This window comes from Thiothrix litoralis (assembly GCF_017901135.1).
Lineage (GTDB): Bacteria > Pseudomonadota > Gammaproteobacteria > Thiotrichales > Thiotrichaceae > Thiothrix > Thiothrix litoralis.
Window position 1 is genome coordinate 1994817 of the sequence record NZ_CP072801.1, and the last position, 18937, is coordinate 2013753.

Consider the following 18937-nt stretch of genomic DNA (forward strand, 5'->3'; position numbering starts at 1 on the left):
CATTGTCTGTTCAATGCGCTAAAACATCAACATCCGTCTTTTTGAAAGGTAGTTTTAATTCGACAATTTCTGGCTTTTCCCACGCTCCTGTTACTTGGTAGCGCCAGCCACCGCCAGCCTTCAACTTGTCGGCCGCCTTTTTCTCAGTGAGGGAATTCAGCAACAACATGGCTGCACCGCCGCCTATTCCACCAACCGCAGCCCCGACTACCGGCAAAGCAGAACGCAGATTGGGTATAACCGTCAGCGTCTGGTCAAGCGTTTTACGGGCAAGATCGACCTTGCCCTGAATACCAGCAATCATCGCAGCCGCTTCAATAACTGTATCGGTGGTTTGCAACACGCCTTGATTCAGTTGAAAACTACCGGTAATGGCATCAAAGGCCACCCCTTTGCTGGTTATGTCACGAAAATCCAGCGACAAGCGTCCGGGCAAATGTTCAACATCCAGCAAGCCCAGCAAACGCCCCACACCGGGGTCGACCCCGCTCAGGCTGCCTTGGCCGAGACTGGCATGAATTTCCCCATTCAGGTTAGGCAAGGCAAAACTGAACGGTGCACCCGCCCAATGTAGCTTAGCCTCTGCCTGCAAATGCCCGCCTTCCAGCATGGCTTCCTCACCCGGTTGCGCCAACAGTTTGCCGGGCTCAGGAATAGTGGCTGTCGCGCTGATAGTAGTATGGGAAGTACCATCAGCCGCCGTATACCAGCGACCACTAGAAGAAGACAGCGCCAGTAACGGGGAACGCACTTCCAGCTTGTCGATATGCATTTCATCACGAACTTTATTCAAGCTGAGGGTCAGTTGCTCAAGTGGCAAATCACTTTTACGGCAGTTCCGACAGGTAATGCGCATCGACGGGAAGTCGCGGGGGAATAGACCCTTACCAGCCATTTTCCCAGATGTTGGCAGATGATCACCAATCTGGTCGAGATCAATACCGTTCAGGTCAAGGTTGACCCGTCCACTGGCAGGTGCATTCAAGGGCAAATGCAGGTTAACTTGCAACTTATCAGCACGTACATGAGCTTTCAATAACGTATCCGCCACCGCACTCATGCTGGCTTTACCCAATGACTGCGCCCCCAGCTTGAGATTGCCAACCTTGAGATTCGCCTGAATGTTGGGTAAGGCAAAGGCTGGTTGGCCTCCGCTGCTTGCCGTGCCCAAGCCTTGCCACGCCAACAGATCCAGTTCCGCCAATTCCCCACCGACGTGAATGCCACGCTTGGGCAAACCAATAGGCTTACCCCCCAGACTGATGCCGATTGCAGTGGGCTGTTTACCGCTACGGGGCAAACGCGCCAGAATGCCCAGTTGCTTACCCATCTCCACCCCTACACGCCAAGGTTTGGCGGAGTCAAAGGGCAATTCAAGCTGCACAGTCAAATTACGTGATTCTGCTGCTGTCTTGCCGAACGGTGGCGGCAACGCAATCGTCACGCCTTGTAACTGGCTGCGTGACTGCACCATCAGGCTACTGAGCTTACTAGCTGCGTTAGCATGACCATGATTGAACGCAGGCAGTTGCAGCGAGGTCTCAATCGCGGCTTTGCCATGCAAATATTGTTTCAAACCCGCGAGATTTTCGGGCAGAAAAACCCCTGGTTCATTGGACTGTTGCAAGCCGACACTAATCACCCCTTTGGCTTTATCGGTCTTCGCAGACAGTTTAACCGGCTGCTCACGGTATTCGCCACTAGCGCCGTCCACATCAACCCCATACTGGTCAAAGTGCACCTTACCGTTAAGTTGGGTAAAGTGCTGGTTATAATTGGGAATCGAAAAACGGTTGTCGTGCAAGCTGACCACCCCATCCACCGCGACACCTTGCTTGTCGAGCGTCTCTTTTTTCAAGGGAACATCCAGTTTCAAGTGCAAATCAGAACCACCGGAAAACTGTGCTACCTGCATAAAATCACGCAAGCTGCGCCCGATAGGTGCATCCTGCAAGTAATTCATGTGTGCCTGCAAATCCCCTTTGGTGTTCAAGTCCAGCAATAGGTGGTTATCCTTGGTATGCATATTAGGGATGCTCACACTGCCCCCCGTTACTGCCAGCGCCATCATCCGCGCACTGTGTACCGTGGCATTCATCTCGGCATTGTGGAAACGCAACTCACCCTTAACCTCGCGGGCTTCTGGCCATTCCGGCAAATACGCCAGCACCCCTTTTTCAATATCGAAACGGATGTCAAACAAGCCCGATTGCTGCTGAAACGGAAAATCTGCTGGATTCCCCCGCAACACAAATTCACCCTTGGGAACATAGCCCTGCACGATCGCGGTTTTCAGCCATTTTTCCGTATTATCGGGAACCACGGCAGGAATGTAATCCCGTACATTATCCAGCGTGCGGCGGGTAGCAAACTGCATAGTGAGGTCGATGTCAGCAGGTTTGTGAGTGGGCATTGCCAGCTTGCCTGCACCTGTCAGCTCAAGATCAGCATTACGGGCTATCAGACGCGGCATTTGCCAGTGCCAGCCGTCGGCTTGTACCTGCCAGTTCAGGTCAGCTTCCAGCGTCTCTAGCTGCAAGGTTTTTTCAAACCATTTGGGGAACTGAAGGGCGCTATCCTTGACGTTAACCTGAACCTTACCCCCTGCATTATCAGCGGCAAACGTGGCATTCACTTCCTTCAACGCGGGCACATCCGCATTGCCGTCCCACCCCAGATGAGAAATCTCGCCTTCCCCGCTAATATGCAAGGGTTTACCGACTTCCGCGTCAATGGTGGCATCCAGTTTCAGGCCACCCGCTTTCACGCCGTATGCCGTGATTAAAGGGGAAGGTAACGCCGCGAGGTTGAATATCTGGGTACGAGTATGCAACTTGCCATCCCATTGCGGCGAACCATCTGGCTTTTTGACCTGATGCAGCACCGCATCCAGCGCCAGCGAATCGCCAATGGAAGGCGGGAACAAGGCATCAGCCTGCAAGGTGATTTCATGCGGCAAAATTTCGCCCATGAATTGCAGGTCACTGAGTGATAAGGTGCGGTGGTTAGCCACGTCCATCCAGTAGACAAAGCCACTGTTAATGCTGATGCGAATCGGCGACTGGCGTTCAACATTCAAGACAGTGTTTTTCTGCCCTGGCAATGGAAAGCGCAAGCCCTGAATATCCGGCAATTCATTGGCCTTTTGGCGCAGGATGAATTCCACCCCTTCCAGCTTGACCTCGGCGGGTTGTAAACGCAGGGTGCGCAAGCTTTCACGCCAGTCCAGCGTCAAAGCCAGTTGGCGGATAAAGATAGGGGATTCGCCCGACGGCTCGGTGAGTTGCAGATTATCAATCACCCACAACAAATCATCGCCGTCACTATCCACCCGAATTTGCCCGATATTGATCTGATTGCCGACGAAATCCGACAATTCAGCCTCCAGAATGCCCTTGTAGTCGTTGACCATCGGCAACCAGAGCTGCGCAAAACCCACTAGCGCAACCAGAAAAATAGCCCAATGAAAGAAAAACGTTAGTAGTAGATAGCTGAGGCGTAATACAAAACCACCAGCCCTCCTAGAGAAGTACAACGTCGAAATGCTCCTGCGTATAAAGTGCTTCTACCTGTAAACGGATCGGAATCCCCACGAATTGTTGTAACTCAGCCAGACTGTCGGATTCCTCATCCAATAACAAATCCACCACTTCCTGCGAGGCCAGCACCAGTAATTCGCGGGCATCAAACTGGCGCACTGCCCGCAAGATTTCCCGGAAGGCTTCGTAGCACACCGTTTCCGCACTTTTAACAAAGCCGTTACCATTACAACAAGGACAAGCCTGACACAGGATATGTTCCAGACTTTCGCGGGTACGTTTGCGGGTCATTTCCACCAATCCCAGCGGGGAAACATCGCAAACATAGGTTTTAGCGTAATCACGCTCCAGTGACTTTTCCAGCAACTTCAACACCTGTTGGCGGTGGTCATGTTGCAGCATGTCAATGAAGTCGATAATGATAATGCCACCCAAGTTACGCAGCCGCAGTTGGCGGGCGATGGTTTGCGCGGCTTCCAGATTGGTGCGGAAAATGGTTTCTTCCAGATTGCGGCTACCGACAAAACCGCCGGTATTCACGTCAATCGTGGTCATGGCTTCGGTCTGATCAATGATGACATAACCGCCTGATTTTAGAGGCACCTTGCGTTGCAGGGCTTTCTGGATTTCCTCCTCAACCCCGTGCAGGTCGAAGATCGGGCGCTCACCAGGGTAATGGTCAATCACGCCCGCCAAATCGGGAATGTATTTCTCACTGAATTCAATGACTTTAGTAGCTGTTTCGCGGGAATCTATCAAGACCTTGCTGATCTTTTCCCCCACCATGTCACGCAATACCCGCAACACCAGCGGCAAGTCGGAATACACCAGCATAGGAGCGGGTGATTCCAACGAGGTTTTGGAAATGCTCCCCCAGAGTTTGCGCAAAAACTTCATGTCACGGCGCAAGTCGTCTTCGCTAATGCCTTCCGCAGCCGTGCGCACGATATAGCCTTGTTCATCGCCGAATTCAGCCCGTAACCGCTCGATGGTGGCACGCAAGCGTTCCCGCTCGGCGCCCTCTTCAATTTTGCCCGATACCCCCACATTGTTGTTGTCAGGCATCAACACCAGAAAGCGCGAGGGTATAGTAACGTGGGTAGTCAGGCGTGCGCCTTTGGTTCCCAGTGGGTCTTTGATGACCTGCACCAACAACTTTTTGCCTTCATACAACAGTTCGCTGATTTGTACGGTAGGGCGCGGAATCGTATGGCCGTGAAACTCTTCGAGCGACGGGTGTGTCAGGTCAGACGCGTGTAGGAAAGCGGATTTTTCCAGACCAATGTCGATGAAAGCAGCTTCCATCCCCGGTAATACCCGGCAGACCTTGCCTTTGTAAATATTGCCGACAATGCCTTTGCGGGAAGTACGCTCAATCAGAACCTCCTGCAAACAACCATTTTCGAGCAAGGCAACCCGTGATTCTTGCGGGGTAACGTTGATTAACAGTTCTGCGCTCATGAATCCGCCTGTGGTAATTTGTGATAATTGTTTTTCTATAATGTGTGGATGCCTGCTGCTGCCAGCAATTGCGCCGTCTCAAACAGAGGCAATCCCATTACCCCGGAATAGGAACCTTGCAAATTTTCGACGAAAACCGCGCCAAGCCCTTGAATGGCATAAGCACCCGCTTTGTCGTGTGGTTCCCCGGTTTCCCAGTATGCCAGAATTTCAGGGTCAGTGATTGTGCGGAACTTGACCACACTACGGCTCACCGCGAGCTGTACACCTGCCGTTGTCGCCAGAGCCACAGCGGTCAGGATTTCGTGCTGCTGACCAGACATTTGCCGCAACATCTGCCGGGCATGTTCAACATCACGCGGTTTCACCAAGAGTTCGCCGTTGAGAATGCCGAGGGTGTCAGAACCGAGAACGGGTAAAACGGGCGTATTCAATACGTCCCTGCGGGTATTCCAAACGGTTTCAGCTTTTAAGATAGCCAAACGTTCGACCAAGGCGGCAGGCGTTTCACCTAGCAACGGCGTTTCATCCACATCCGCCGTTTGCACCACAAAGTGCAGGCCGATCTGCGTCAGGAGTTCGCGACGGCGTGGCGAGGCAGATGCCAGAATAAACTGCGGGGCATGAACCTGCATTTAATCTCCCCGATGATAAGGGTGGTTGGTGAGGATGCTCCAAGCACGAAACAATTGCTCCGCCACCACGATACGCACCAGCGGATGCGGGAACGTCAAGGGTGACAATGACCAGCTTTGCTCGGCACGTTGCAGGCAGGCGGGCGACAAACCTTCCGGCCCCCCCACCAGCAAGCTGACATCACGACCAGACATCATCCAGCTATCGAGTTGTTGGGAAAGCTGCTCGGTAGACCACGGCTTGCCTTTCACATCCAACGTAACCACCAGATTGCCATCAGGAATAGCGGCCAGCAATTTTTCACCTTCACTCTGACGAATGCGGTTCAAATCACTGTTCTTAGTGCGTTTCTCGGCGGCAATTTCGCGGATCAACACTTGGCACTGGGGTGGCATCCGACTAGCATATTCTTCCGTGCCAGTGTTCACCCACCCCGGCATTTTCGTGCCAATCGCTAGCAAGTGAATGCGCACTTAGTCGACTTCGTTTTCAGAAGCAGTGGCAGCATCCAACATGCCGGGGCGGAATTGTGGCAGACCTTCGCCCACTTCCCAGAGCTTTTCCAGATTATAGTAGTCACGGGTGCTGGCGAGCATGACGTGCAAAATAATGTCATTCAAATCCAGCAACACCCAGTCAGACTGGTTATCGCCTTCGATGCCCAGCGGTTGCACACCTGCCTGTTTCACAGCAAGCTCCACCGAGTCGGCGAGGGATTTCACGTGGCGGTTAGAGTTGCCCGTAACAATCACCATCATATCGGTAATGGCTGATTTGCCACGTACATCAATCGTCTTGATGTCTTGGCCTTTCATATCATCCAGGGTTTGTACGACTAATTGTTTAAGTGTCTCAAGTTCCATTAATTTTTTCGCAGTAAAGTTGATGTCGTTGAATAGAATCCAGCACGCTGTCTGGTAACAAATATCGAGGGGATTTTCCCTGTTTCAATCGTTCACGCACCTGTGTTGCGGAAATATCCAGTGCGGTTACGGGTAACAGGTAAATCCTGCCTGCGGGTGTGGTGCATAACTCGGCGGGGTTTGCGCTTAGATAAGGCTCATACCAATCGTCAGGGGGCAGACTATACCCCGGACGGTGCACCACGACCAGATGCGCAAGCCCTAAAATTTCATCCCAACGATGCCAGCGCTGAAAATGCAGGAACGCATCAACACCCAAGGCAAAAAGAATCGGGCGCTCAGTGCCCATTTCATCACGGAACGATTGCAAGGTATCAATGCTGTAAGAATGCCCTTCACGCCGCAATTCACGGTCATCCGCCTGCAAACGCGGCTCAGAAACCAGCGCCATTTGCAGCATAGCCAAGCGTTGTGCCGGGCTAGCCACCGGCTGCGGGCGATGCGGTGGCACATTCCCCGGAATCAGGCGCATGTCAGCCACGCCAAAATGCTCCGCCACCTCCAGTGCCGTGCGCAAGTGAGCGTAATGAACCGGGTCAAATGTGCCGCCAAGAATACCAATCATCTCGCGATTATAACAGCATGACAGCAGACTGGCACGGCATACCACAACAGGGTTATTGGCAGCTCAACCCCTTAGCGCCGATAATCTTGACTCATTCCATAGGAAATCGGTACACACCTTGCAGCTTTCCAACGAAGACAACCTGCGGCTCAACGTCCTGCTTGCACAACCATTACAGGCCGTGCGCATCAACGAGTCCACCATGACCGTCCACGCCCTGACCGACAAGGGTGAAGCCAAAGTGCGCCTCAACCCCACCGCACGTGATGAGCAATACCTACGCTGGGTACGCGAACTCTTGTCAATGAAAGTCACCGGCTCACCCGGCGGCTACCCGATTTTCCTGAAGCGCTGGACACGCATGGGGCACGCCCGTAACAACCTCGCACAAATGCTGTTGCTCGGCGAACCCGAAGCCGTCGCTGCCGTGGTCTACACTCCCGGCCTAAGCCACGACATCGCCCGCCGCGCGTGGTGGGCAAGCCCCAGCTCCACCAACGCCCGCTGCTTGCTGGAAAACCCGGAAGTCGTCAACGGCGAACTTGGCAAGGAACTCACCGCCTATTTGCTCGAATTCCTGCCTTTTGAAGAAGTGCAACTCGACGTAGTAGACACTGTGCGCCTGTGCCTGCAAGGTGAACTGGTTTCCGCCGAAGAACGCGAGAAACTCTGGAGTCGCGCCAAACGCAAAAACCCCTTCTACATTGGCTTCCTGCACGCTGATGCTGCGTACATTCCCTTACCCGACAAGCCGCATCGTCAGCACGCCGATGTTAGCGCACAACTGGCGGCATTGATCGAAACCAGCAACCCTTACGCCAACGCGTTTGCCAGCACGCTCAGCAATACCGGGCAAAACTGGTTACGCGCCTTGCAACTGGCCATGGAAAAACCCGTGGATCAGGAAGTGGTCATTTCGCTATTCATCGCCATCAGCAAACGCTTCCCGTTACCACTGCCGGAGCGCCGAGGCGTGCGCGAACTCAGCAGCGCCCTGCAACGTGCCGAACAGTTTTGCCACAGCGATGATTGCCCAGCAGAGGTAAAAGCCGTGCGTGACACCTTGAATCCTGCGACCTTGCCCCTATTTAAGGCTATGTTAATATTGGCGCAAATGGGGGAAGATTCTCTTATCCCGTATTTTGGTGGCAATGACTCGGTAGGTTCCGTGATGCGTAAACGTCTCGAACCGCTAACCCAGCCCTTGCTTGCCCAAACCACTCTTTTACTGAAATAGGTAAATACACATGCCCTACTACGTTTTCAAAATCACCCAGCCCAACCCGATGATTAAAAATCTGGATCTAAAACAAGCCTGCGAAGCCTACCCGGAAGCGCGTGAACTGGCGCGGAGTCTGCGTGCACAACAGGAGCCGGGTGACAAAGCCATCGTCAAAATCGTGTTCGCTGCCAGCCAGCTCGAAGCCGAAGAAAACCTGCACGAAACCCGTGAAAAACCCATCCTGATGGAATGGGAAAAGTAAGCCGCTAGCCCTATGGACGAAGACCAATACCGCGCCGTTTACCACGAACTCAACGCCAACCGTTGCGTGTTTGAAAAAGCGCTCAACAATCGCCGCTGTGATTGCAGCCGTCACGAACGGTTTTTGCTGGCAACGCGTGAAGCTGTGGGGTGCAAGTCGGCAACCAGTCTTGCCAACTGCACGGTATTTTTGGACACATTGCGTGAAAAATCCCGCTTTGCCCTGCGTGAAACCCTGATTGACGGCCCACTACCGCACAATAAGGAACTCAAAGTGCAGGCTGGCGGCACATTAGCCCTGCAACAGCACCTTTTTCCTGAGCAAATAGCGGAAAAAACCACGCAGGACATCTATGAATTGGTCAACATCGCACTGTCAAAATACGTTAATATTGCCGATTTTCCGTATGGCGAACTGGTCAAAGGTGTCGTCCACTACGAAAGCCGCCCCAAACGCGGCAAGTAAAGCAAGTCAACATACCCAGTTTTAGGTGACAAATGGATCGTTTTCCCGTCTTTCTCGACCTACATAACCGCCCTTGCCTCGTTGTTGGCGGTGGCAAAGTAGCAGAACGTAAAGTAGACAGCCTGCTCAATGCTGGAGCAGCACTCACGCTGGTTTCCCCTGAGATAACGGCAGAAATGGACATTATCATCAGTGGGCAAAACGTCCAGCACCATGCGCGTCTGTTTACCGACAACGATATTAACGGGCAATTCCTCGTCGTCGCCGCCACCAACAATCCCGGTGTAAATGCACACATTGCCAGCCTTGCTGATGCGCGAAATGTGCCCGTTAACGTGGTGAATGACGCATCCGTGGGCAGTTTCATCATTCCCTCGGTCGTCGACCGCTCCCCCGTCACCATTGCCATCTCCACGGGTGGCGCATCGCCCGTCTTGGCGCGGCAATTGCGGATGCGGCTGGAAACCATGATTTCCCCACAATGCGGCGAACTCGCAGGCATTACCGAAGAATACCGCGACATCGTGAAAAAGCGCCTGCCGGAAGCACAGCGCAAAACCTTCTGGGAACAAGCCCTGAAAGGCACCTTCGCCGAGTTGGTGTATGCCGGGCACGAAGACGATGCCCGCCGCCTGCTGGATGAAATGCTGGCTGCTTATCCCAACGGCAAAACCATGGGCGAAGTGTATCTGGTTGGTGCAGGCCCCGGCGACCCGGATTTGCTCACCTTCAAAGCCCTGCGCCTGATGCAACAAGCCGACGTGATGGTGTATGACCGTCTGGTTTCCAAGTCGATTCTGGACATGGCTAACCAACGCGCCGAACGCATTTACGTGGGCAAAGAAAAAGCCAATCACGCCGTTCCACAAGATAAAATCAACGACTTGCTAGTGGAACTTGCCAAACAAGGTAAGCGCGTATTGCGTTTGAAAGGTGGCGACCCGTTCATCTTTGGGCGCGGTGGCGAAGAAATCGAAACGTTGGCGGAAAACGGCGTACCGTTCCAAGTTGTACCGGGGATTACTGCCGCTTCCGGCTGCTCGTCTTATGCAGGCATCCCGCTCACCCACCGCGATTACGCGCAATCTTGCACCTTCGCCACCGGGCATTTGAAAGACGGCACGATTGATTTGAACTGGGCGCAATTGTCCCAACCAAATCAAACCGTGGTGTTTTACATGGGCTTAACCGGCATCGAAGTCATCAGCCAGAAATTGCAAGCATTCGGGCGTTCCGGTGACACGCCAGCAGCCCTGATTGAGCAGGGCACGACCCGTAACCAGCGTGTCCACATCGGCACGGTGGCAACCTTGCCACAACTGGTGAAGGACAGCGGGGTACGCGCCCCTACCCTGACGATCGTCGGCGAAGTCGTCAACCTGCACGACAAACTGCACTGGTATGAACCGCAACGCCACGTCATCGCCAGCGAATTCAGTCGCAACCCACCTGTGGAGGCATAAGCCATGTCAGAAACCCGCATCAACGTTGAAACCTTCAAGCAAAATCTACATGCTGTTGCGCAACCCGACTTCAAGCACAATATGGGCACCGAAGGCAGTTGCTCGGAAAACGAACCCTATGCCCTGCAAGTCATTGATGACAGCATGGAACCGGAATTCGCCAAAGGTTGCGTCATCGTCATCGACCCGACCGGCATTGTGCGTGACGGTGCGTATGTATTCGCCGTGGATAACAAGGATGAATACATCTTCCGGCAGCTCCGCATTATCGAAGGCAAATACATCCTGACCGCGCTTCACGAAGATTACGAAGCCATTGAAATCAATGGGATGAAGCAGATTATTGGTGTCATCACCCAACGTGCGGGCAAGCGCCGCTCTTACCACAAGTGGTACGACAAATGACCGTTATGTATGGCATCCCCAATTGCGACACCGTGAAAAAAGCCCGTGCATGGTTAGGTGAACGTGGCATTGAATACACCTTCCACGACTTCCGCAAAGACGGTGTGAACCCGGTATGGCTACGTGCTTGGGTGGATGAATTTGGCTGGGAAACGCTGGTCAACCGCAAAGGCACCACCTGGCGAAAACTGCCGGAAGAAACCCGCGACAACATGGATGAGGCCATTGCCCTCGCCGTGATGGAAGAACTGCCGTCGATCATCAAACGTCCGCTGCTCGATTTGGGGTCACGCCACATCGTCGGTTTTTCACCCGATACTTACCGCCAACTCTTTCAAAACTAAAACACGGGATTTTGTTAATGTCCGCTACCCTCGATCTTGCTATCGACCTGATTTCACGCCCCTCCGTCACCCCGCTGGATGAAGGTTGCCAACAATTACTGGCTGATCGCCTTGCACCGTTAGGTTTCGTTGCCGAACATCTGCGCTTTGGTGACGTGGATAATATCTGGCTACGGCGCGGCACGACTTCCCCGGTATTTTGCTTTGCCGGGCATACCGATGTTGTACCGACAGGGCCATTGGATGCGTGGGATAGCCACCCGTTCCAACCGGAAATCCGTGACGGGATGCTCTACGGGCGTGGCTCGGCGGATATGAAAGGCAGCATTGCCGCATTCGCGATTGCTTGCGAAACCTTCGTGCGCGAAAACCCCAACCATCAAGGTTCGATTGCGTTTTTGATCACCAGTGACGAAGAAGGCCCTTCTATCAATGGCACAGTCAAAGTCGTCGAATGGCTGGAACAACGTAACGAGAAAATCGACTGGTGTCTGGTAGGCGAACCTTCCAGCACCTGTTGCGTAGGCGATGTGGTGAAAAACGGGCGACGCGGGTCGCTCAATGGCATCTTGACCGTGATTGGTCAGCAAGGGCATGTGGCCTACCCACATCTGGCGGATAACCCAATTCACCGCGCAGCACCTGCCTTGGCAGAACTGGTGAGCATTGAATGGGATAAGGGCAACGAATTTTTCCCACCAACCAGCTTCCAGATTTCCAATATCAAGGGGGGCACGGGTGCGAACAACGTAATCCCGGGAACGATGACGGTGGAATTCAACTTCCGCTTTTCGACCGAGCAGACCGAAGCAAGCTTACGTGAACAGGTGGAAGCGATTTTCCAGCGCCACGGCTTCAAGCATGAACTGAAGTGGACATTATCGGGGAATCCGTTTTTGACAGCGCGGGGCGATTTGGTCACGGCAAGCGTAGCTGCTATTCAGGCAGTCAACGGGGTAAGCACCGAACTGTCAACCGCAGGCGGCACATCCGACGGACGTTTCATTGCGCCCACCGGTGCACAGGTCATGGAGCTAGGCCCCGTCAATAAAACCATTCACCAAATCAATGAGTGCGTTGCGGTCGATGACCTGAACGCACTCACGATTATCTACCAGAAAATCCTGGAACGTTTATTGCCGGAAGCGAAGGGCTAGCTGCATTATTTGAAGGTTTTACGCGGACGCCCACGCTTGCGCTGGGTTATCTGCCCTTCTTCCAGTTCCGCCGTTGCCCAATCCGTGAGGCTTTTATGGATGTGTTCTGCTACGACGTGTAGACGCTCCTCCAAAGCCGCCCGGAAGAAGGATTCGCGTTGTTCACTAGCCCGCAGGGCTTCGCGTAACTCGCGCACTTCTTCCTTGTAGTTAGCATCCATCTCGTCAAGCTGGCTGCGCAACTGGGTTATTTTATGGGTCAGCTCATCGCGGATTTTACGCTTCTCATCCGCTGCCTGTGACCGTACATCAGCCAACGTACTTGACGTTGCCCCTTTGGGTCTTCCCCGCCCGCGCTTGTTAGACGCATCATCAGTCTGCATGGGTGTATGACCTGTTTCGTTGTCTTGACTGTTGTTGTGTAAAGCCGTCATGCCTGACATTCCATTCATATAATCAGCAGTTCTCACTGTATTCTCCCTCACAAGAACAAATAAGTTGTTGCTTGATACCGACCATTCAAACAAGCATTATCTGAATAATTATTCAACATTTCAAGATGATATTTGAAATTTATCCAAAAATAAATAATTTTATTCACTTGAAGGGTACAATAATCGCACCAACAATCTTTGTGCCGATGTTTCTGTTTAAGTTATCTATCGCAAGTTTTCGTAGGTTACACTTTTTTTTGTTACGGTTTCAATCAAAAAGAACTTTTTAAGGGATATTTTCCATTGAGTCCAAGTGCATTGTGTGCGATGTTAGGGCGCTTTAAATGCTGCATGGAAAGCATGGTAAACCGACTACAACAGCATTGCTTACGTGGTGTACTATTTGGCCTAGCCTGTAGCCCCTCCACCTTATTTGCCCAAACTGAATGGATGGCCTGCCCCGTACCTGAGGTAGCCGCTGCCAAGGGTGTGCAACGCCCGGCAAATCTGCCCCCCCAAGCCGTTTATATCGAAGCAGACTCAGCACTGTTCCGAGACACGGGCGTCTCCACCATGAGCGGCAACGTGCATGTTTCGCAGGCAAACAGGCGCTTACAGGCCGATGAAGCCAGTTACGAACAACCCGCAGGCATTGTCAGCGGCTCCGGCAACGTCAGCTTCAGCAGTGACAATATGCAGGTGCGCAGCAGCAAGCTCCGCTACAACCTTACCCAGAACACCGGGGAAATGCGTGAGGCGGAATACCATCTGAGCCAAGCTGACGGACAAGGTTTCAGCAAGCGCGTGGTACAGGAATCCCCCAACCTGACCCGCATGGAAGATTCCACCTACACCACCTGCCCGGTCGAGAAACCAGACTGGAGCCTCAACGCCAAAACCATCACGCTGAACCACGCCGAGGAACGCGGCACTGCCCGTAACGCCACCCTAAAAATCCGCGATGTGCCGGTATTGTATTTGCCCTATTTCTCGTTTCCACTGACCGATGCTCGCAAATCAGGCTTCCTCTGGCCGGTCATCGGCACCAATACGAGCTCTGGCTTGCAACTCAGCACACCTTATTACTGGAACCTTGCCCCCAACTATGACCTCACCCTGACGCCAACCTTGTTGAGCCGTCGTGGCCTGCAACTGGGCGGTGAATTCCGCTACCTGACACCCAAGCATAAAGGCACGGCCTCTTACGTTTTACTCCCCAAAGACAATGCCAGCGACAAGGACAACCGTTTTTACTTCAATGTCAACAACGACACCCGATTGGGGGAACTTTCCAGCCTGCAACTCAAGGCAGAAGGCGTGTCAGATGACCAGTATTTTGTGGATCTCGGCAATTCACTGGCAGCCACCAGCGTCGTCAATCTGGAACGACGACTGGAATACCGCACCGCAGGCAGCAACTGGTCTTTTTCCAGCCTACTGCAAAACTATCAAGTATTGGATGGTGGCACTGCCCCCCACGCGCGCTTGCCCCAATTACTGCTGAGCTATAACCCGCCACAGAAAAGCAACGGCCTGAACCTGAAAGCAGAAACCGAATACACCAACTTTACTGGCAGTAAAACCGAAACCAACGGCAAGCGTCTGGATCTGATGACGCGAGTCAGCAAGAAATTCTCCACTGATGCCGCTTACGTCAAACCCTCGCTGACGTTTCGCCACACCGAATACGCGCTGGATGATGCCAATAACACCCAGATCAGCCGCTCATTACCGACTGCCAGCGTGGATTCAGGGCTATTCTTTGAACGTGAAATCAAAGAAGGGCGCTACATCCAGACACTGGAACCGCGCTTGTTCTACACTTACACGCCCTACCGTGACCAAAGCAATATCCCGGTGTTTGACTCTTCAGCACGCAGCCTGAGTTACAATCAGCTTTTTTCCGAAAACCGTTTTACCGGCAAAGACCGTATCGCGGATACCAACCGTTTATCGGCCTCGATTTCCACCCGCATCCAGTCTCCCAAGGATGGTCGCGAACTGTTCCGCGCCAGTATCGGGCAGATGTATCACTTCGATGACCGCAAAGTCACCTTGCCTGACACCGCTGCCTTAGAAGGCGACCGCTCCGAGTTGATTCTGGAAGCGGCGGGTGAAATCAACCCCCGTACCCGCATCAGCACCACCGCTTACTGGGACAGTGAAGAGAAAACCGTGAATGCTGGAGAAGTCCGCGTACACTACAAAGATGACAAAAAACGTGTCCTCAATGTTGGCTATGCCGAGCTTAAAGATGAATTCAAATCGGCGAATTTATCGTTTGCCGTTCCCATCAATAACAACTGGAAGGCCGTAGGTGCGTGGGAACGTGACTTGAAAAATAACCGTGACCTGGAAACCGTGATCGGTGCAGAATACGAAAGCTGCTGCTGGAAAACCCGCGTCGCCAGCCGTAATTATTTGCTTACCGACAACACCACCCGTGACAACGCCGTGTTTGTCGAGCTGGAGCTGAAAGGACTGGGTAACTTTGGCAGTGGGACACGTGACCTGCTGCAAAACCGAGTGTATGGATATGAATAAACCAACGTTTGCCCTTGTACTGGCGCTGTTACTCCAACCTGTTTGGGCTGATAACGGCGGCACGGCACTCGACCAGATTGCCGCTGTCGTCAACAGCGATGTCATCATGATGAGCGAAGCCCAGAAACGCGCACAAATCATGCGCTCTTCCAGCAAAGCTGCCGACAGCCTGTCGCCACAGGATCTGCTCAAACAAGCTGTCGACAGCCTGATTCTGGAAAACCTGCAAATCCAGAAAGCGGAAGCGGCGGGTATTCAGATTGATGACGTCACCCTCAACAAGACCGTTGCGGGGGTTGCCGCCCAGAACAAATTGAGCCTGCCCGCTTTCCAGCAAGCCCTGCAACAGGAAGGCATCGACTACGCCGAATTCCGCGAACAAACCCGCCGCAAACTCATGGCAGATACGCTGCGGAAACGTGAGGTGCAAAGCCGGGTAAAAACAGACGACCCGCAAGCTGCCAGCGCTCAGGCTGATGAACAATATCAGGCATGGTTACAGGAACTGCGTAATGACGCTTATGTGGAATACCGCATTCCGGTTGCCCCTAGCGGTCTGACTTTGCAATAAGCGCAGGCATCATGGAAAATCACAAGCTACGCATCGCCATTACAGCGGGGGAACCTGCCGGGATTGGCTCTGACATCATCCTGACCCTGCTGCAACAGCAACAATGGCCAGTCGATTTGGTGGTGATTGCTGACCCTGCGGTCTTGCGTGACCGCGCCCGGCAACTCGGCATCAGCCTGCGGCTACGCCCCTACACCCCCGATGAAGACCAACGGCCTTGCAACGCGGGGGAATGCTTCATCCTGCCCATCGCTTGTGCAGAGCCTGTCGAAACTGGCGTGCTCAACCCGGCGAATGCAGAATACGTGCTGCAAACCCTGCGACGGGCAACAGCGGGCTGCATGAGTGGCGAATTCGCAGCCATGGTTACTGCCCCCTTGCACAAAGGCATCATTAATGACGCGGGTATCCCGTTTACCGGGCACACTGAATTTCTGGCGGAACTGACTGACACCCCGCTGCCGGTGATGATGCTAACGGCGGGGACGCTGCGGGTAGCATTAGCAACCACGCATGTGCCACTGGGCATGGTCAGTTTCCTGATCACCCAAGACTTGTTGGAAGATGTATTGGTTATCCTGCATCGTGACTTGCAAGAAAAGTTCGGCATCGCCGACCCGCATATTCTGGTTTGTGGGCTTAACCCCCATGCCGGTGAGGGCGGGCATCTGGGTATGGAAGAGATAGATGTCATCATCCCGACGATTCAACGCTTGCAACAACGTGGTATGAAACTGACTGGCCCGTTACCGGCTGATACCCTGTTCACCCCCCGGCATTTACAAGGGGCGGATGCGGTATTGGCGATGTATCACGACCAAGGCTTGCCCGTACTCAAGTACGCGGGATTTGGCAAAGCCATCAACATTACCTTGGGATTGCCCATTATCCGCACCTCGGTGGATCACGGCACGGCACTGGACTTGGCAGGCACTGGTAAAGCCGAAACCGGCAGCTTACGTGAAGCCATCGAACTTGCTGTGCAGTTGGGAAGAAACAAACAGCAGGACAGAGATTGACATCCTCCTCGCCCTAAAGGACGAGGATTCCTCCAGCGAGACGGCAATGTCCTGCCGCGAGAATATTCCGTGCTGCATTGACATCTCTGTCGTGCAGTGTGCCACAGTCGACACACGTCCATTCCCTTATTCCAAGTCCTGCTCTACCTTTCGGACTGTTGACAGAAATGCTTCCGCAACACGAACAGACTTGGGTACTGTACGCTTCGTTGACGTCGAGAAACACGCCTTGCATCGCTTTCGATTTTGCATCAAGTTGTGTTTTCAGCATTGACCACCCGGCATCCAATACAGACTTAGCCATATTGGTTTTGACGAGCGCCTTGCTGCTGACGTTGCCGACAACGATCAATGCGTTTTCACGCACCAGCTTGGTGGTGAACTTGTGCAGGTGGTCAGCCCTGCGGTTTTTAACCTTGGCGTGGATAGCCTTGACGCGCTGCTTTTTGTTGGCGCGTTGGGCTACCGCCAGTTGCTCTTCAGCGTTGCGGTAGAATTGCTTTGACTCCAGCTTGTCACCATTACTGCAAGTGGCGGTGTCTTTCAGGCCAAGGTCAATACCCACTTCACCGCGTCCTGATACTTCAACGACGGGCACTTGCACCACGACATTGAAGTACCAACGTCCACGGGAATCCTCAGTAAACGAGCCTGAGCGAAAAGCATATTGCGACAGGCTGTAGCTATCCCACACTTTGAAAAAGTGCTTGTTGTAGCGGACTTGTCCATTCTTCCAAGTAGCAGCACCCAACTTGAACGGTATCCAGCCCAACGAGCGACGACTCCGACCTGATACACGCCAGCGTAGCTTGTCCGTCTTGAACTGCCTTCGGGCTTTCGCATGTGCCTCAGTGACTTCCTGCACCGTCTGCGAGTGAATGGTGAAACCGCGTGCCTTCTTGAAAACTGCTTGGCTTTTGGCAAGGTCGAATGCCGTGAAGTGGTTACGAATCCAGCCAACACCGGGAACTGGAACGTAGCTGTAGTCTGCGGTAGTCGCATTGGCTTCATTCCAAATTTGGTTACACTCGAACGCCCACTGCCGAAGCACTGGGGCGTGTTTGTCCTTGATGCGGACTTTGAGTGTTTTCAAGATGGTGGTTTCTGCATTCATGCAGTATATTTTACAGTTAATTGTTCAAGGCTGATACATACCGAGAGCTGAAGAAAGCAGCTATTGATGAAGGCATCCCATTCACACGGATGATTGATGTATTGCTTGATCTATACAAAAAAGAGAAAGCCAAAGACGCTTATATCCCCGCCGTAAACGACGAGGTTTTACGCGAGTCATGATAAAAGAGGGCACCCCGAAGGATGCCCAACCGCTAGGAGGATACCGACGACACCTGTTCCAGAAGTGTTGCGGGTATCATCCTTGCAAGACAACCTGTTGGTCGCTATAGATGCTACATTGGTTCATTCTAATATTCATATATTTTGTTAATTAGAATATAATTTAATACTAATGTATCTTGTAGAATAACGCAAGTGTCTTGTCAAGAGGTTTATCGTGTCCAACAAACAACAATTTCTGATCGTCGCCGCCCTGTTTCTCGGCCTAGGGCTACTGTGGTTCCTGAAGCAAGACCCGGCGCTCAACTACCTGAATGCCGCTCTGAAAGCCGATACCGAGTTGCAAGCCTACCCCTACCAATTTCGTGCTCTCAAGATAGACAAGGGTATTGCCACTCTGACCACGCCGCGCTCTCCCGAAGTGTCCGTGCTGCAATTTCTCAAGATTGCCCAACCGACACTGGATACCAGCAACCCCGATAGCCCCGACATGATTGCTGCCCAAAAAGCCTTGGCGCATGTGCAGGAAAAGGCGGGCAAACTGGCGAAAGCGCAGGAAGGGGTCACGGAAGTGCAATGGGAAATCGACCGCAGTTGGTATGCCAGCCACGGCCTGATTGTTGAATAGGCG

19 protein-coding genes are annotated in these 18937 nt (G+C 53.0%); 11 read left to right on the plus strand and 8 right to left on the minus strand.

Annotation, left to right across the window (positions count from 1 at the left end):
- Positions 1–10 precede the first annotated feature (10 nt).
- The 6 genes from J9253_RS09690 to nadD are packed head-to-tail and all read right to left on the minus strand — an operon-like array spanning position 11 to position 7124.
- A complete protein-coding gene (locus J9253_RS09690) occupies positions 11–3535 on the minus strand; it encodes a YhdP family phospholipid transporter (protein WP_456121862.1) in 3525 nt (1174 codons plus the stop codon).
- Positions 3522–5000 carry a ribonuclease G gene (rng, locus tag J9253_RS09695; protein WP_210224381.1) on the minus strand — a complete coding sequence of 493 codons (1479 nt, stop codon included), beginning with the start codon at positions 4998–5000 and terminating at the stop codon, positions 3522–3524. Before rng ends, J9253_RS09690 begins: the two co-directional genes overlap by 14 nt.
- Positions 5001–5035: 35 nt before the next feature.
- Complete coding sequence (locus tag J9253_RS09700; protein WP_210224382.1) at positions 5036–5635, minus strand: Maf family protein; 600 nt, start codon at positions 5633–5635, stop codon at positions 5036–5038.
- The gene (gene rlmH / locus J9253_RS09705) at positions 5636–6109 is read right to left on the minus strand and encodes a 23S rRNA (pseudouridine(1915)-N(3))-methyltransferase RlmH (protein ID WP_210224383.1); all 474 of its coding nucleotides are present in this window, start codon (positions 6107–6109) and stop codon (positions 5636–5638) included. It abuts the gene before it with no gap.
- Positions 6110–6499, minus strand: a complete 390-nt coding sequence (rsfS, locus tag J9253_RS09710; protein WP_210224384.1) for a ribosome silencing factor — start codon at positions 6497–6499, stop codon at positions 6110–6112.
- Positions 6489–7124: a nicotinate-nucleotide adenylyltransferase gene (nadD, locus tag J9253_RS09715; RefSeq protein WP_210224385.1), complete on the minus strand. Its 636-nt coding sequence runs from the start codon at positions 7122–7124 to the stop codon at positions 6489–6491. The genes rsfS and nadD overlap by 11 nt, the downstream gene beginning before the upstream one ends.
- Positions 7125–7242: 118 nt before the next feature.
- On the opposite strand from nadD, the gene J9253_RS09720 reads away from it, so the two are divergent.
- From J9253_RS09720 to dapE, 7 genes are read left to right on the plus strand one after another with little or no spacing between them, the layout of a single operon-like run.
- The gene (locus tag J9253_RS09720; protein ID WP_210224386.1) at positions 7243–8361 is read left to right on the plus strand and encodes a hypothetical protein; all 1119 of its coding nucleotides are present in this window, start codon (positions 7243–7245) and stop codon (positions 8359–8361) included.
- Positions 8362–8371: 10 nt separating this feature from the next.
- Positions 8372–8608: a hypothetical protein gene (locus J9253_RS09725; protein ID WP_210224387.1), complete on the plus strand. Its 237-nt coding sequence runs from the start codon at positions 8372–8374 to the stop codon at positions 8606–8608.
- A 12-nt stretch (positions 8609–8620) separates the two neighbouring features.
- On the plus strand, positions 8621–9073 hold the full coding sequence (locus J9253_RS09730; protein ID WP_051543238.1) for a hypothetical protein: 453 nt from the start codon (positions 8621–8623) through the stop codon (positions 9071–9073).
- Between the two features lie 32 nt (positions 9074–9105).
- Positions 9106–10536 carry a siroheme synthase CysG gene (gene cysG / locus J9253_RS09735; protein WP_210224388.1) on the plus strand — a complete coding sequence of 477 codons (1431 nt, stop codon included), beginning with the start codon at positions 9106–9108 and terminating at the stop codon, positions 10534–10536.
- Between the two features lie 3 nt (positions 10537–10539).
- Positions 10540–10941, plus strand: coding sequence for a S24 family peptidase (locus J9253_RS09740; protein WP_028489121.1), 402 nt, complete (start codon positions 10540–10542; stop codon positions 10939–10941).
- Positions 10938–11285: an ArsC family reductase gene (locus tag J9253_RS09745; RefSeq protein WP_028489122.1), complete on the plus strand. Its 348-nt coding sequence runs from the start codon at positions 10938–10940 to the stop codon at positions 11283–11285. Before J9253_RS09740 ends, J9253_RS09745 begins: the two co-directional genes overlap by 4 nt.
- Before the next feature lie 17 nt (positions 11286–11302).
- Positions 11303–12442, plus strand: a complete 1140-nt coding sequence (gene dapE / locus J9253_RS09750; RefSeq protein WP_210224389.1) for a succinyl-diaminopimelate desuccinylase — start codon at positions 11303–11305, stop codon at positions 12440–12442.
- Positions 12443–12447: 5 nt separating this feature from the next.
- Here dapE and J9253_RS09755 read toward each other — a convergent pair whose 3' ends face one another.
- Entirely contained in the window at positions 12448–12876 is a 429-nt protein-coding gene (locus J9253_RS09755) for a DNA-binding protein (RefSeq protein ID WP_228291559.1), read from the minus strand.
- A 360-nt stretch (positions 12877–13236) separates the two neighbouring features.
- Between J9253_RS09755 and J9253_RS09760 the strand changes: the two genes are divergently transcribed.
- From J9253_RS09760 to pdxA, 3 genes are read left to right on the plus strand one after another with little or no spacing between them, the layout of a single operon-like run.
- The gene (locus J9253_RS09760; RefSeq protein ID WP_210224390.1) at positions 13237–15420 is read left to right on the plus strand and encodes an LPS-assembly protein LptD; all 2184 of its coding nucleotides are present in this window, start codon (positions 13237–13239) and stop codon (positions 15418–15420) included.
- The gene (locus J9253_RS09765) at positions 15413–15991 is read left to right on the plus strand and encodes a SurA N-terminal domain-containing protein (RefSeq protein ID WP_210224391.1); all 579 of its coding nucleotides are present in this window, start codon (positions 15413–15415) and stop codon (positions 15989–15991) included. Before J9253_RS09760 ends, J9253_RS09765 begins: the two co-directional genes overlap by 8 nt.
- Before the next feature lie 11 nt (positions 15992–16002).
- The gene (pdxA, locus tag J9253_RS09770; RefSeq protein WP_210224392.1) at positions 16003–17010 is read left to right on the plus strand and encodes a 4-hydroxythreonine-4-phosphate dehydrogenase PdxA; all 1008 of its coding nucleotides are present in this window, start codon (positions 16003–16005) and stop codon (positions 17008–17010) included.
- 13 nt (positions 17011–17023) lie between these two features.
- On the opposite strand, the gene J9253_RS09775 is transcribed toward pdxA, so the two are convergent.
- The gene (locus J9253_RS09775; protein ID WP_210224393.1) at positions 17024–18124 is read right to left on the minus strand and encodes an RNA-guided endonuclease InsQ/TnpB family protein; all 1101 of its coding nucleotides are present in this window, start codon (positions 18122–18124) and stop codon (positions 17024–17026) included.
- 399 nt (positions 18125–18523) lie between these two features.
- Here J9253_RS09775 and J9253_RS09780 point away from each other — a divergent pair, with 399 nt between their 5' ends.
- Positions 18524–18934 (plus strand): hypothetical protein, encoded by a 411-nt coding sequence (locus J9253_RS09780; protein ID WP_210224394.1) that lies wholly within the window; start codon positions 18524–18526, stop codon positions 18932–18934.
- Positions 18935–18937 lie beyond the last annotated feature (3 nt).

Bases quoted from the DNA above. Each gene is read 5' to 3' on its own strand.
- J9253_RS09765 (WP_210224391.1), top strand. From the start codon at position 15,413: ATGAATAAACCAACGTTTGCCCTTGTACTGGCGCTGTTACTCCAACCT.
- J9253_RS09755 (WP_228291559.1), bottom strand. From the start codon at position 12,876: ATGACGGCTTTACACAACAACAGTCAAGACAACGAAACAGGTCATACA.
- J9253_RS09760 (WP_210224390.1), top strand. From the start codon at position 13,237: ATGGTAAACCGACTACAACAGCATTGCTTACGTGGTGTACTATTTGGC.
- pdxA (WP_210224392.1), top strand. From the start codon at position 16,003: ATGGAAAATCACAAGCTACGCATCGCCATTACAGCGGGGGAACCTGCC.
- nadD (WP_210224385.1), bottom strand. From the start codon at position 7,124: ATGATTGGTATTCTTGGCGGCACATTTGACCCGGTTCATTACGCTCAC.
- J9253_RS09745 (WP_028489122.1), top strand. From the start codon at position 10,938: ATGACCGTTATGTATGGCATCCCCAATTGCGACACCGTGAAAAAAGCC.
- J9253_RS09730 (WP_051543238.1), top strand. From the start codon at position 8,621: ATGGACGAAGACCAATACCGCGCCGTTTACCACGAACTCAACGCCAAC.
- J9253_RS09725 (WP_210224387.1), top strand. From the start codon at position 8,372: ATGCCCTACTACGTTTTCAAAATCACCCAGCCCAACCCGATGATTAAA.
- rng (WP_210224381.1), bottom strand. From the start codon at position 5,000: ATGAGCGCAGAACTGTTAATCAACGTTACCCCGCAAGAATCACGGGTT.
- cysG (WP_210224388.1), top strand. From the start codon at position 9,106: ATGGATCGTTTTCCCGTCTTTCTCGACCTACATAACCGCCCTTGCCTC.
- J9253_RS09700 (WP_210224382.1), bottom strand. From the start codon at position 5,635: ATGCAGGTTCATGCCCCGCAGTTTATTCTGGCATCTGCCTCGCCACGC.
- rsfS (WP_210224384.1), bottom strand. From the start codon at position 6,499: ATGGAACTTGAGACACTTAAACAATTAGTCGTACAAACCCTGGATGAT.
- J9253_RS09775 (WP_210224393.1), bottom strand. From the start codon at position 18,124: ATGAATGCAGAAACCACCATCTTGAAAACACTCAAAGTCCGCATCAAG.
- dapE (WP_210224389.1), top strand. From the start codon at position 11,303: ATGTCCGCTACCCTCGATCTTGCTATCGACCTGATTTCACGCCCCTCC.
- J9253_RS09740 (WP_028489121.1), top strand. From the start codon at position 10,540: ATGTCAGAAACCCGCATCAACGTTGAAACCTTCAAGCAAAATCTACAT.